The organism is Pedobacter sp. UYEF25 (assembly GCF_054061655.1).
In genome coordinates this window covers 1-14,570 of sequence record NZ_JBSSEL010000020.1, presented here as the reverse complement: position 1 = coordinate 14,570, position 14,570 = coordinate 1, and the positions used below count along the sequence as shown (strand labels likewise).

The 14,570-nt window shown below is 38.7% G+C and carries 8 protein-coding genes; 4 read left to right on the top strand and 4 right to left on the bottom strand.

The genetic code is table 11. From position 1 onward, the window contains the following. Positions 1-1,701 carry a hypothetical protein gene (locus tag ACVWYG_RS16025; RefSeq protein WP_457271506.1) on the top strand — a complete coding sequence of 567 codons (1,701 nt, stop codon included), beginning with the start codon at positions 1-3 and terminating at the stop codon, positions 1,699-1,701. Between the two features lie 61 nt (positions 1,702-1,762). On the opposite strand, the gene ACVWYG_RS16020 is transcribed toward ACVWYG_RS16025, so the two are convergent. The 4 genes from ACVWYG_RS16020 to ACVWYG_RS16005 are packed head-to-tail and all read right to left on the bottom strand — an operon-like array spanning position 1,763 to position 8,195. Beyond that, positions 1,763-3,358, bottom strand: coding sequence for a SusD/RagB family nutrient-binding outer membrane lipoprotein (locus ACVWYG_RS16020; RefSeq protein WP_457271505.1), 1,596 nt, complete (start codon positions 3,356-3,358; stop codon positions 1,763-1,765). 2 nt (positions 3,359-3,360) lie between these two features. Further along, positions 3,361-6,462 (bottom strand): SusC/RagA family TonB-linked outer membrane protein, encoded by a 3,102-nt coding sequence (locus ACVWYG_RS16015; protein WP_457271503.1) that lies wholly within the window; start codon positions 6,460-6,462, stop codon positions 3,361-3,363. A 33-nt stretch (positions 6,463-6,495) separates the two neighbouring features. Continuing rightward, entirely contained in the window at positions 6,496-7,506 is a 1,011-nt protein-coding gene (locus ACVWYG_RS16010; RefSeq protein ID WP_457271501.1) for a FecR domain-containing protein, read from the bottom strand. A gap of 47 nt (positions 7,507-7,553) precedes the next feature. Then, positions 7,554-8,195, bottom strand: coding sequence for an RNA polymerase sigma-70 factor (locus tag ACVWYG_RS16005; protein WP_457271499.1), 642 nt, complete (start codon positions 8,193-8,195; stop codon positions 7,554-7,556). A 395-nt stretch (positions 8,196-8,590) separates the two neighbouring features. Here ACVWYG_RS16005 and ACVWYG_RS16000 point away from each other — a divergent pair, with 395 nt between their 5' ends. The 3 genes from ACVWYG_RS16000 (at position 8,591) to ACVWYG_RS15990 (ending at position 14,414) form a co-directional block, all read left to right on the top strand. Further along, a complete protein-coding gene (locus ACVWYG_RS16000) occupies positions 8,591-11,704 on the top strand; it encodes a SusC/RagA family TonB-linked outer membrane protein (RefSeq protein WP_457271497.1) in 3,114 nt (1,037 codons plus the stop codon). 17 nt (positions 11,705-11,721) lie between these two features. Then, positions 11,722-13,359: a SusD/RagB family nutrient-binding outer membrane lipoprotein gene (locus tag ACVWYG_RS15995; protein WP_457271495.1), complete on the top strand. Its 1,638-nt coding sequence runs from the start codon at positions 11,722-11,724 to the stop codon at positions 13,357-13,359. 80 nt (positions 13,360-13,439) lie between these two features. After that, positions 13,440-14,414 carry a glycosyl hydrolase family 18 protein gene (locus ACVWYG_RS15990; protein ID WP_457271493.1) on the top strand — a complete coding sequence of 325 codons (975 nt, stop codon included), beginning with the start codon at positions 13,440-13,442 and terminating at the stop codon, positions 14,412-14,414. The last annotated feature ends 156 nt before the right edge of the window (positions 14,415-14,570 follow it).

The window sequence follows — 14,570 nt, the reverse complement described above, 5'->3', positions numbered from 1 at the left end:
ATGAGGTTATTGAAAAATATAAGTGGCTTGTTGTTGTTTTGCGGAATAGGTTTGAGCGTTTCCGCGCAAGTTAAAAAGCCCGACACGACGAATAACAACGCGCTTAACGAAGAGATTGAAGTGGTAAGGCCTTATAAACCAATTCTCGCTGAAGCGGTAAAACTTAGGCGAAGTCCAAACCTAGACGATGTTAAAACCTACCAAGCTAAGTTAAATTATAGCCTGACAGACAGAAAGCTAGAGTTAAATAGCGACATTCAGAAACTCCAGGCGCAGCAAGTGGCCGAAGAAAAATCTACCATTTTAGTAAACAATTATGTTAAGGGTGCAATTGGCTCCCTGTCTACTTTTTTGGGCGAGGTGTATTTAAATAACGGTAAAGATGAGGGCCTACAACTCGGCGGATATTTTAAACACTTTGGTCAAAGCGGAAAATTAAATGATCAAAAAATCAGCAATACGACGTTAAGCATTTTTGGCAGAAGTATTTTAGAAGAGAACACTGTTAGCGGTAGATTAACCTATCAAAGATCTGGACTAAATTTTTATGGCATTAACCCAGACAGTGCTTCACTAAATCCAAATCCGGCAAAACAGGCATTAACGTTTATAGAAGCTGAGGGAGAGTTGGTGAAAAATTACAGTGCAGACGACGCTGATTTAACTTATGCACTAAAGGCGAACGGCTCTTTGTGGAGCGACAAATTTGATGCACGCGAAAGCTACTTTACGCTAAATGGTTACGTAAATCAAAAAATAAGCACGCTAAATCTAGGTTTGGCAGCTTCTACAGAATTTGGCAACACGAAAGACAATCTAACCAGCGTTGGAAATAATCTGCTACGTTTAAATCCTTACATCCGGTTATTGGTACGTGGCGCCACTGTTACTGCCGGAATAAACTTTGTGCAAGAATTTGGCGCAACTAGCAGTTCTAGAATTTTCCCTGCCATTACCGCAGATTTTACGTTAATTCCTGATTATTTACAAGTTTTTGCTGAAGTTACAGGCGATGTAAATCGCACATCACTTAAAGAACTTACAGACCAAAATCCGTGGTTAAATGCTAACATTAACATTAAAAATGCTGTAGAAAAATTAAACATTAGCGGTGGTATAAAAGGAACCGGTGGTCCTGGATTTGGATACAAAGCGCGCTTCTACATCAAGCAAATAGACGAGATGCCTCTTTTTGTCAATAACTTCAATTCGTTTAATAAGTTTGATGTGATTTACGATTTTGGAAAAACCAAGGTGACAGGATTAGAAGGAGAGATTTCTGTGCAAGTTAGCAATGCCTTAAAATGGACTGGAAAATTAAATATAGACGATTACAAGGCTGCTTCTGAGACCTACAGTTGGTTTAAACCTGGCTTAAAAGTAAGCTCTAATTTAGTATACGGCGTTACTAAAAACATAACTATTAATGCAGCGGTATCTATACAAGACGACATGAAAGCTAAAGTTTATGTGGCACAACCTATAGACGCGCTAAGTTATATCACCCCAAATACATCAATTGAACGCATTGTAGATGTAAAGGGATTTGTTGATTTGGGCGCTGGTGCAGATTATCGCATAAATAATAAATTTTCTGTTTTTGCGAAGGCGAATAACCTTTTAAACACAAACTATAGCAGATATTTGTATTATCAGGTAAACGGTTTTAATATTTTCGGAGGGTTAACCTATTCTTTTTAATCCTTTGTTATTATCTGACTACACCTCTAGAAAGTTGAGCTATCTAGAGGTTTTTTTGTCCTTATTTGTCCCACCAAACTCTGGCCGTCAGCACATCTCCGCCAACTAATCTACTTACCGCATCCTTATAGTTTTGAGGATTGTTAAGGATCTCGGTGGATAGGTAAATCATTCTTCTTGGAATGCGCCCGTTGGTTACGTTTCCTTTGTAATTCACGGAAATAAGTTTTGGGTAATCACTCCTTTTCCAATTAAGCCAAGCTTCGATAAAATTGAAGTTAGTCCCTGTAGCAACCCAATATTGAGTATTTATGTTGCCTAACGAGTGCTGTATGTCAGTTTCATCTAAAGGATTTTGATTGACAAAAGCTGTAACTTTATTGGCATCTAAAGCTGCCGATGGATCCAGTTGTGCAAGCGATTGTATCGCCGCCGTTAAGCCGTTTGCATAATGTTGTTTCGCTGTTCCAGCGATGTTCCATCCCCTCACTTTAGCTTCGGCAAGTAAAAATTCTATTTCTGCATAACTTAGAATAAAAATTGGCCCACCTAATTTTAAGTATATTTTTGTAGTTGGTCGGGAATATTTGCCAAGCGGCGCAAAATCACCTCCACTACCTGTGCCTCCGGGATAATTGGGGGAACGACTAATGTCTGTAGCACCCGCCTGAAGATCATACCCGTTTGGAAGTCCTAGCTGAACGCTTGCATCTCTATTCCCACTTAAATTCTGGTCAGAATTTTTCGCCAAACCATCATTTGGTATTTCACCTATAATCCCAAGTCTCGGGTCATTTTTATTTTTTAGCTGATCTATTAATGTACTACTCCACTTTACTTCTAAATAATCAGAATATGTTCGCAACGCTAAGGAGGTTCCATTCTGACTATTAAAAGAAGATGCATCTGTTACTAAAATGGCATTGTCGTTTACCTTAGAAAAAGTTTTACCCGCGGCTTTTTCCACCCAAAGCCTAGCTTTTTCAGGATCTACCTTTGTTAATCTCATCGCTATGCGAACCATTAAGGAGTAGCCGAACTTTTTCCATTTGTCCAAATCACCCTGATAAAAAAGATCAGCTGTTGGAATGGGTTTCGTAGAATCCAATTGTAGGATCGCGGATTCGAGGTCGCTTAACATTTGTGTATAAATATCTTCCTGATGATCATAAATAGGATATTTTATTCCTTCCATCGCCTTTACAGCTTGTGTGTAGGGAACATCGCCATACGTATCGGTAATTCTTTGCAAAATTAACACAAACATAATGTCTCCAACAGCGATTAGATTTTGGTTGGCTATCCGGTCTTTTAATCTTGCCAACCGCTGCATCTCCCTGATGTAAGATGCGTCGGTGTAACCCTCATCAAAAATGCGACCTTGGTAGTCTGTAAAACTGCCGATATTTATATACTTATCGCCATTATTGTAGTAATAATAGGTGGAAGCAAGTAGTTGCACCATTGTACTTTGATACAAAAGTTGGTAATAACCCAAATTGGCATATTTTAGCTGCGCTTCAGCGAGCAAGCTATTCGGATCGTAATTTGTTTCGGTCAGTTTTGTTGGATCTGTATTAATTTGATCGAGTCTTGCCTTGGAGCAACCGAGGGTCAAGAACGATAAGAAAATGACCATAGCATTCACTTTTCTCATGCTTACTTAAGCTTAAAATTCAAATTAATTCCAAATGTGCGTGTTGCAGGTAACGAAGCGCCTTCTATTCCTGCATAACCTAGCGTAGGAGAAAACTGAGATTCAGGATCTACGTTCTCGCTGTACTTTAGCAATGTAAATAGGTTTCGAGCTATCAAATCTATCCCTATGCTCTTAAAAGGTATTTTCCGTAAATATTGTGTTGTAAAAGAATATCCTAAAGTTGCTTGCCTAAATTTTATAAAGCTGCCATTCAGCACAGATAATGCAGAAACGTTAGTTGCCAATTCGGGATAGTAAAGGTAGGCAGGAACAATAATTGTATTTTTTTTTCCATCTTCTAAAACGCCTTCTGCAACCACTCCGGCTTCCCTACCCAATAAAGTTGCCTTATTCAGGCCATTTAGATAACTATAATAAGCTGTTGCCGATAATATTTTATTTCCAAATCGATAATCAATTAAAAAGGAAAAAATAAACTTTTTATAGGTTATGCTATTCGTCAAGCCACCGTAAAGCGTCGGCATTGTTCCGCCCATAGGAATAAAGTTGCCACGTTTGGGAATTCCATCGGGACCTATAACAGTGTTTCCATTGGCATCTCTCAGATAATCGTACGCTAAAATCTGTGTAATTGGCTTTCCAACAACCAAAGCCGTATTGGCATTTAATGGCCTATAAGTGCCTGTTAGGGTGAAATTACTATTGCCATCAATAGAATGTAGAGTATTTTTTACCTTAGTTGCGTTGAGGTTAATCTGCCATTTAAATGTTTTAGCAAGAATTGGCGTATAGCCTAAAGCAAGTTCCAATCCTGCATTTTGCGTTTCGCCCAGGTTAACATAGGCAGAGGTAAAACCGGTGGTTACCGATTGCTTTGCGTTGATGATTTCGTTGTGGGTAACGCGGTTGAAATAGGTAAAGTCTACATCAACACGACTATTAAAAAACTTAAATTCTAAGCCTGCTTCCATTTCATTCAGTGTAAATGGTTTTAAATTGTAATTCGGGAGATCACCAGAAAATCCTCCAACGGGAATCCCGTTTACCTGATTATCTGTTGTGTAATAAATTTGCGTTGTGTAGGGAACGTTGGGCTCTCCGCTCGTTTTCGCAAAATCCAATCTCAATTTACCGTAATTCATATTTTTTATTTTCAGGAGTTCTGAAAAAATAAAACTACCCGAAATGCCCGGAACAAAAATTCCACGATTGTTTGCGGGTAACGTAGAATAAATATCATATCTACCTGTAAATGAAAAATTAACATATTGCTCATAGCTAAGATCTGCAGTATAGTAAACAGATTCCGTCACAATTTTAGAGACCACTTCTGTTTTGGTGCTTGTAATTAGATTCTCTGGGACGTACAGGTATGGGATTGCAAATTGCGTCCCTTTGAGTTTGTCAGACCTCCCTTCTCTTTCTCGATAATTTGCGCCCATCGAAAATTCGAGGTCCCACTTTTCTGCTAATTTTCTTGAAACACTTAGGAGTACGTCGCTGTTAAATTCTGATGTGCTATTATGATCGTAAGCGTTAATACCACCTTGTCTATTAATCGAAAATGCTGTTCCGGTAGGCAAAATACTAACCAATTTGTCCTTGCTAAAATCATAGCCGAGTCTGCCTTGAAGTGACAGCCAATTGGTCAAATGATAGTTAATAACCGCCGATGAAATGTATCGATTCCGATCCGCATAATCTGCCTGTTTATTTAATAAAAAATATGGATTTGTTTTATATTCATCTGCATTCCACCTGCTTTCAAAACCAGTTTCCGCGTCAAAACCGGGCGCCAAAGTAGATTGATTTAAACTGCTAGCTAACATTGCAATTCCATAATTCGCATTTAAAGGGCCATCACTCAGGTAACTTTTATTTTTATTTTTTTCGTAAATGTAATTTGCTGTTAAGTTTAAAGAGATTTTAGAACTTAAGCCGACGGTACCATAAAAATTAAAGGTTTTACGGTTCAAAGAGCCGTTATTTAAGATGGAATTGTCATCTAAATTAGAAGCCGAGACGCGATAATTGTTTTTCTCATCTCCACCGTTTAGCGAAATGGTATTTATTAACGCCGGAGCGGTCCGATAAAATTGCTTAATATTATCTTTGACAGGCGCATAAGACTGCATCGTACCATCAATTTGCGGCGACAACTTCCCGTCCATTACTTCTCCCCAACTCAATAAGCCTGTTGCAACCGCATTTGAAAAGCTTACAGGTCTTTTATTTTGACTTCCCTGACCATATATATATTGAAAATCGGTCGCATTAATCGGGACATAAAAAGCTATATTTGCATTGTACTCCACTTCTGGTCCCTCATCAGCTCCACCTCTTTTTAAATTAATCAGAATTACGCCATTTGCGGCTCTCGCACCATATAAAGCCGATGCCGCAGAACCTTTTAATATTGTGATTTTTTCTACATCGTCGGGGTTGATGTTAGCAATTCCATCTCCATAATCTGCTCCGCCATATTCATTTGCACTACCCCTAATGCTGTTATCAATCGGTACGCCATTTACCACAAATAATGGGGAAGCAGCGGTCATGCTAGAAACACCACGAATTAAAATTCGTGCAGAAGATCCAGGACCACCATTTACTCCTGTAATGTTTAAACCTGCAACCCGGCCTTGAAGCGCCATGATTAAGTTGCTTTCTCGCGCTTTAATGATAGAAGATCCATCAATCGTGGCTACTGCATAGCCGATTTTTCGATTTTCTTTTTCAATGCCTAAAGCGGTAATGGTCACCTCCTTTAATAAACGAACGCTATCCGCGGTTTCATTTGCATCAATATTTTCACTAATCACAATTAAGTTATTGGCCAGTAACACATACTTATAACCACTGTTTAATAATAACTGACGGACAATTTTGATTGCTTCCACGTTAGCCACTTTAATGGATACTTTTTGCTTGGGAATTTTGGATTCGCTATAAGCAAAGTGATAAACCGTTTGGCGCTGTATTGCTTCAATTACCTGCTCAAACTTCGCATTGGTAAAATTTAGGTTAACCTTAGTTTGCGCATTTGCAAAAAGTGGAAAAATCAAACCAATTAAGAAAATGATTTTCTTCGCACCATTCATGGCCACAAATATACATCGCTAAGCGGGCATGTACTAACGATAGATGTAGACATTTCTACCCTGCATCGAATAATTAAAGGGCTCAATTATTTTCAATGCATTTAAGGCTTCAATAACAGACTCTTTATTAAAATTTCCGGTAAATTTTATAGCTTTTAGCTCAGGGTTTTCAATTAAAATTTTTATTCCATACCACCGTTCAAATAGTTTTGCCACTTCTGCGAAACTGTCATTTTTAAAAAGAAGTTCGTGATTGGTCCAAGCTGTCTCCACTATTTTTCCATCCATTGCACCATTAAAATGGCTCAATATACTTAGCTGTGGCTTGCCATCTGAATATGTAAATTTATCATTTGGCTTCAAAATATACTTTTTTGATGGCTCATCCTTTAGCGAGATTGCAACACTACCCCTAATTAATGTGGTTTCTGTAAAACGATCATTTGCATAGGCTTTTACATTAAACGCAGTGCCCAACACTTTTACCGTCAGCTGGTTAGTATACACAATAAAAGGGTGTTTTGCATCTTTTTTAACCGAGAAAAAAGCTTCGCCTGAAAGGTAAACAACTCGATTAACTGCATTAAACGCCGCGGGATACTTAAGGCTGCTGCCAGAATTTATTTTAACGATAGATCCATCAGCCAGCACAATGGTTTTAATTTCCGTTGCTTTAGCTAACGTAATAAGTGATGGTGAATTGGCATTTTTGTTTAAAAAGGTTGATCTGTTGTAGAAAACCAACCCTGCGGCGAACAAAATAGCCACAACCGCTGCTATTCTTACCCAAACCTTATAGCTCTTACTTAAACTTGGATGTAAAACCGAAGATTTCGTTTTTATTCTGGCCTTGATCCGATCAAAAATAAAATCGATGTTTTCGTCTTCTTCGGCTCCGGATTTAAAGTAGGATTGCAGCAAATCATATTCGGCATTCCGCTCGGGATGATCAGCCAAAGTAGCCTTCAGTTCAACAGATTCATCCTGTGAAAGCTCATCGGCCAGTTGTTTTCCAAGCAATTCTGTAAATCTTTGATCCGTCATTTAGTTTCCGTCCTTTGATTATAGGTTCTTTTTTATGTTATAATTGCCTACAACAAATATAAAAAAGATAAACTTCCTACTAATATAGCTAGAGAGATGATTTTTCCAACTGCATTTTGACTGAAACCACCATCCTTTAAAGGTTGTAATTTTATACGAAGCTTTGCAATTGCTCTAAATAATTGAGTTTGAACCGTTCGGGGAGAAATATCTAAGAGTTCTGCAACCTCTTTATAGCGCATACCACCTTCTTTTATCAGCCTGAAAACCATTGCGGCCTGAGGTGCCAAACTTGCAATTGCAAAGTCAAGTTGCCGATGTAGCTCTTTGGTTTCAAGAATATAATCCGGTGTTTTCGCCATTTCCCCAAAAACTTCTTCTGCATCTGCTAAATCGACGAAAGTAGTAGACGATCTCTTCTTAAGGTATTTGAGCGATTGATTTTTTACAGCAATGAATAAATAACTTTCTGGCTTTAAGACATGGATACTTTCTTTCCTGTTTTCCCAGCATTTAACAAATACTTCAGTAACTAAATCTTCAGAAGCTGCTTTATCATTGGTGTAATAAATGGCAAATTTTAATAACCTACTATATAAAGAGCGGTAGAGCTGTTCAAAAGATTTAACGTCATCTTCTAAACAAACCTTTTCCCATAAGATGACTAAATCTGCCCCAGCTGCTTTCAAACTTGGTTAATTTTCACGATCAAATATATATCAATAATAAATAATTTATAAAAAATCTGTGGTTGTTCGGCATAAACTTTAAAAAAATGACGCTTTTCAGTTGGGCTGAATCATCGTAATAAATTCCTTCATCTATCAAGCGAGATAAATATGGATATGTAGTGAGAAAGCATTTGTTAAACTTAGAGCGCAGTTGCGTAAAAACATACACCTATTGCAGTGCAAGGCAGTTAACTCTCCTTGTCCATTCATCGTCAAAAAAAAATCTTAAAAAAACGGATGTTGTTGTAGGCAATTTATACAGTTTAAAAGCTCTTACTATAAAACCTCTTGAATTATATTTCATGAGAAGCAATAATTAACCAAATACTAATTCAAAATTATTCGTAATGAATATGAAAAAATCTTTCCAGCTCACATGTTTGTTGCTTTATGCAGCTACAGGTTCATATGCGGCTGCTTCGGGCAATCATTTAAGGCCTGCAATTTATGCCAATTCTTTTTTTCAGGATGAAATTAGAGGTACGGTCAAAGATGAGACCGGAGTAACTTTACCTGGCGTAACCATTGTTATTAAAGGCACGACGGGCGGCACTCAAACTAACGCATTAGGCCAATACAGCGTTAATGCCAAAACCGGCGATATTTTGGTGTTTTCCTTTATCGGCTATCAAAGCAAAGAAGTTACAGTAGGGACTCAAAACACCGTTGGTGTGACACTGGTTAATGATGCTAGAAATCTTGAAACCGTAGTGGTTACCGCTTTGGGAATAAAAAGATCAGAGAAATCTTTAACTTATAATACACAACAGGTGTCTGGTGATGAGCTATCCAAAGTTAAAAGTCCAAATTTAATGAACGCTCTAAATGGAAAAGTGGCCGGACTAACCATTAGTCCGAGCGCATCGGGAGTTGGCGGTTCTGCGAAAGTAATTTTACGAGGAAGCCGTTCGGTAAGTGGCAACAATCAGCCGCTGTATGTTATAGACGGTATTCCAATCAGTAACAACGGGAATGCGAATGGCCAGCAAAACAGTGTATTTGGTGGCGGCCAGGATGGCGGCGACGGTATTTCTAACCTCAACCCAGACGATATTGAAAGCATAACGGTTTTAGAAGGTGCATCTGCGGCGGCGCTGTATGGTAGTCAGGCTCAAAATGGAGTAATCTTAATAACAACAAAAAAGGGTAAAGCGGGCAAAACTGTTATCGGTTTTTCATCTGGCGTAACGATTGATAACATTGCCTACGAGCCAAAGTTTCAAAACAGTTATGGACCTGCTTCTGCAACAACCCGCGACAGTTGGGGAACTGCCATTACCAACACCACCGATAACCTAAAAGATTATTTTAAAACGGGAATTAACACCTCAAATTCCATTAATCTTTCTGGCGGATCTGAATTAGCACAAACCTATTTTTCATATGCCAATACCTACGCGAGTGGTGTTCAGCCTGGCAACAAATTAAATAGAAATAATTTAAACCTTCGCGAAACTGCCAAATTTCTAAACAATAAATTAACGGTAGATGGAAGTGTAAACTACATCAATCAAAGAATAAACAATAGTCCTTCTTTGGGTCTCTATTTAAATCCTCTATTGGGTTTATATCTTTTTCCGAGGGGAGTAGACATTACGCCTTATAAAGACCAATATCTGCTAGCAGGAAATACTGGAGGCGCTCGTCAGAATTGGTTGGGCGGTTCTGCAGACATCAACCAAAACCCTTGGTGGTTAACAAATTTAAATCCAAATACGGCAGTTCGTAATCGGTTTTTACTAAGCGGTAGCTTAAAATACGATGTTGCTTCTTGGTTAAATATTCAGGTTAGGGGAAATATGGATAGAACGACGGATGACTATGAAAACCGCAGATACTCTGGGATTTCAACTGTTTTTAACTCCACAGGATCGGGGTATTTCTCGCAAAGTAATCAAACCTATGTTCAAAAATATATAGATGCGTTAGCGAATTTTACCGTGCCATTAAAAGGGTCTAACTTTAAAATAGACGGAGTAATTGGCGGAAGTATCAACGATCAGAAAACAGCTGGCTTAACGTTAGCTGGAAACCTTTCGGCAACTGATTTTTTTACCCCTTCAAATATCATAGTTGCTTTACCAGGAACGTACACTGGCAATACACTAAGCAATACCGCTGCTATTGTTCCTAACCATAGCCAATTGCAGGCGATCTTTGGAAACGCAAACATCTCTTATAAAGATTGGGCTTTTTTAACTTTCACCGGCAGAAACGATTGGTCATCGAACTTGTCGTACACGCCAAATGATTCTTATTTCTATCCATCCGTTGGTTTGTCTCTGATTGTTTCGCAAATGATAAAACTTCCTGAGGTGATTAGCTATGCTAAAGTACGAGGAACTTATGCGGAAGTTGGAAATACAGTACCACCTTATCTAACGTTTATCCAAAATACCTTAAAATCAGACGGGGCTTTAAGTTTTAACACCAATGCTGCGTTTAGAGAATTGAAACCAGAAAGAACACAATCTTTTGAAATCGGAACAGATTTACGTTTCCTTTCAAACCGGATAAATTTTAGTTTCACTTATTATAAAACCAATACCAAAAATCAATACATTCCCGTAGTTGCACCTCCATCGTCTTTGGTGTCAACAGGGTACTTAAATGCAGGTAACGTAGAAAATAAAGGTTTAGAATTTATTTTGGGCGCTGATGTCGTTAAAGGCAACGGGTTAAACTGGAACACCTCTTTCAACGGTTCATCGAATAGGAATAAAATTATCGACATCGCCTCTAGCGATAAAATCAACAGCGTAGACTTAACAGGAAGCGGCAATACTTCTTATATCTCTAGGTTAAAAGTCGGCGGATCTTATGGTGACATTTACAGCTATACTTTACAAAGAGATGCTCAAAACCGTATTATTTTGGGTGGCGATGGAACAGCCTCGGCTCCTTACACGCCGCTAAAAAGCAATAACTTTAACTATGTAGGCAATGCAAATCCAAAGTTTCAATTGGGTTGGAACAATAGTTTCAATTACAAAGACTTCAGTTTAAGTTTCTTGGTTGATGGTAAATTCGGAGGCCAAGTACTTTCACTTACCGAAGCTTTATTGGATGAGGCGGGTGCATCTGAAGCCACTGGAATTGCGAGAGACAATGGTGGCGTAAAAATTAATGGCGTAGATACAAAAGGCGTTCCTGTATCAACAACCATCAATCCCCAATCTTATTATTCTTTTGTTGGAGGCAGATCGGGAGTATCTGGAGAATATGTTTATAGCGCAACAGTAGTACGTTTGAGAGAAGCTGCTTTAGGATATTCATTTCCGTTGGCAAATAAAACTTTTAAAAGCCTCAAAGTTTCAGTGACCGGAAGAAATCTATTTTACATCTATAAAAAGGCTCCGTTCGATCCCGAAATAACCTTATCTACAGGTAACGGTTTGTCGGGAGTAGATGTTTTTAACCAACCTGCAACGCGCAGTTTAGGTTTCAACTTAAATTTATCATTTTAATTATAGTCAAAAACAATATGAAAACTATATATCATAAATCCTCGAATAACAGGATTAAAGGACTGTCTGCTGTTTTACTGGCATCTCTGATGAGCTTAAATTTTGGATGTACAAAAAACTTTGAGGAGTTTAATACCAATCCAACAGCACTTTCACCTGATCAAACCACTGCGCTTCTAAAATCGGCCATAGGTCCGATCGAACAGGAAATATTCCATAATTATCAAATCGCACAAAATCTAAGTGCAGATGCTTTTAGCGGTTATATGATGGCTCCAACTCCATTTGGTGGCGGAATAAATAACATGAACTATTCACTTAATGACGGCTGGAACAGCGCTGGCTTTAACGACCAGTATAATTATGTTATGGCTCCAATATCTAAAATTGGAAAAAGCGACATAAGGACTAAATCTCCAGAAGCATGGGGGATTGCCCTTTTAGTACAGGTAATGGCAATGAATAGGGTAACTGATAAATTTGGCCCAATCCCGTATACTACTGCCGGTTCGTCGCTGGTTTCTACGCCATACGAAGATCAAAAAACAGTCTACAACGCATTTTTTAACCAAATAGATACTGCGGCAAACAACTTGCAAACCTTTATTGCAGCGAATCCAAATACCCCTACGTTCTTTGGAAAGGGAGACTTTGTATATGCTGGTGACGCTGTTAAGTGGTTAAAATTGGCTAATTCGCTACGTTTGCGTTTGGCGATGAGAATTGTTAAGGTTGATGCTGCAACAGCGAGACTGCAAGCTGAAAAAGCAATGAGCGCGCCTGGAGGTTTATTAACCACTGCATCAGACAATGCTGCAGTAGCACAATCTGGCACCAGAGATAATGATTTATGGGTGGTTACAGTCGCTTACGATGGTGACAATGCCTTAGGAGCAGCGTTAGAATCTTATCTAGTTGGTTACAACGATCCGCGATTACCTATATATGCAACTCCGGCCACAGATCCTTTGTTTGCCGGTCAGTTTGTAGGGATTAGATCGGGTGCGAATACCTCATTTAATGGTTTGGGCAAAGCTGGTTACAAAACATATTCCAGTCTAAATTCTTCCGACCTTGCAAAATCGCCAATCGGACAAAAAGCACCTCAAATACTAATGACCGCTGCAGAAGTTTGGTTTTTAAAAGCAGAAGCAGCTTTACGCGGGTGGACAGGTGCCGGAGATGCACAAACAAATTATGAAACCGGTATAACCACGTCATTTCAACAATGGAACGTAGTTATGGGCAACTATCTAACAAATAGCACTAGCAAACCCGTAAATTACATCGATCCAAAAAACCCTGCAAACAATGCTGTTGCCGCAAGTATGATTACCGTAAAATGGGATCCTGCTGCTTCTAATGAGCAAAAGCTAGAGCGCATCGTTACTCAAAAATGGCTAGCTATATTTCCAGATGGCCAAGAAGCCTGGTCTGATTACAGGCGTACCGGTTATCCAAAATTGTTTACGGTAGCCAACAATAATAGTGGAGGTACAATTAATACCCAAACGCAAATTCGACGTTTGCCATTTCCTGCAACGGAGTTTGGAAACGGAAATAGTGCAGAAGTTATTAAAGCCGTATCGCTTTTAGGTGGCCCAGATAATGGTGGCACGAGATTGTGGTGGGATGTAGACAAATCCAATTTCTAAATTACCCAAAGCATTACCGGTAGGATGACATAGGTTGTCCTACCTTTTTTATATAAACCTCTAACCAAAATTATGAAATTATGAAAAAACTAATCGGTTTCGGCGCGTTGTTCTTAACGGCCCTCGCACTATTATTTGCTTGTAAAAAAGGTAGTACTGTAAAACAAGACAATTTGGTAAGCGCCAAAAACGCAGCGAAAGCCGCAACAAGTGCCTCAATTCTTGGTTCATCGAATGCTTTTATGACTGCCTACGTAGAAGTAAACAATAATAATTTTTCAAATCCTGGCTGTTACACTTATGGTACAAATGCCAAACAGTTATTTGGGGTTTCAGTAATTTTTGCAGCAAATATCAATTCCGTAAATGGCGCACCTACCCTCTATTTTAATCCTCAAGTACAGGCAACCTTAAATTCTGGGAAAGTTGCATACTTAAAGTCGTTGGGTATAAAAGTAGTCCTTGATGTGTTAGGTAACCATCAAAATGCAGGTTGGGGTTGTTTTACAAGTTATGCACAAGCTGATGCTTTTGCCATTCAATGCGCCAATGCTGTAGTGCAATATGGCCTAGATGGAATTGATATAGATGATGAATATTCGGCCTGCACTGCAAATGACGGTTCTTTGGTACTTGTTGCCGCAGCGCTACGTGAACGAATGGGAGCTAACAAACTTATAACAATGGCCGCATTTAATCAGGCCAATTATTTTAACTCCACTTACAACAATCAGAAATTAGGCGATATTTTAGATTATGTATTTGAACAATCTTACTTCTCTCCAAACTACGCGGCTCGTTTACAACCCTATATAAGTGCAGGTGTGCCAAAAAGCAAGTTAGGTTTGGGGTTCGATTTAGCAAACAATGATCAGGTTGCGGTTGCCGCTTATGTAAAAAATAATGGTTTAGCCAGCGCAATGGTGTATAATGTAGGAAACAATTCGCAAAGTAAACTATCAGATATGTCTACCGTACTTTATGGATCTGCAACCAGCGTAAAAGCGAATTGTATCGATGGCAACGGTTCATCAAATCCTTCAACCGAAAATTAACCAGATTTAGGAAGATAAAAAATTTGTTAAAACAGTAAAGGATTTCAGTAAACGAGCTGAGATCCTCCTATGTTTGAATAATAATAATTTATCATCAAATTTATAGAAATAAGTGAAGAGGCGGGAGAGTGAGTTGGCATCCTAAGCAAGTCTAGA

Excerpts from the sequence above, each read along its gene's own strand:
- ACVWYG_RS16025 (WP_457271506.1), top strand. The coding sequence starts at position 1 with ATGAGGTTATTGAAAAATATAAGTGGCTTGTTGTTGTTTTGCGGAATA.
- ACVWYG_RS16020 (WP_457271505.1), bottom strand. The coding sequence starts at position 3,358 with ATGAGAAAAGTGAATGCTATGGTCATTTTCTTATCGTTCTTGACCCTC.
- ACVWYG_RS16015 (WP_457271503.1), bottom strand. The coding sequence starts at position 6,462 with ATGAATGGTGCGAAGAAAATCATTTTCTTAATTGGTTTGATTTTTCCA.
- ACVWYG_RS16010 (WP_457271501.1), bottom strand. The coding sequence starts at position 7,506 with ATGACGGATCAAAGATTTACAGAATTGCTTGGAAAACAACTGGCCGAT.
- ACVWYG_RS16000 (WP_457271497.1), top strand. The coding sequence starts at position 8,591 with ATGAAAAAATCTTTCCAGCTCACATGTTTGTTGCTTTATGCAGCTACA.
- ACVWYG_RS15995 (WP_457271495.1), top strand. The coding sequence starts at position 11,722 with ATGAAAACTATATATCATAAATCCTCGAATAACAGGATTAAAGGACTG.
- ACVWYG_RS15990 (WP_457271493.1), top strand. The coding sequence starts at position 13,440 with ATGAAAAAACTAATCGGTTTCGGCGCGTTGTTCTTAACGGCCCTCGCA.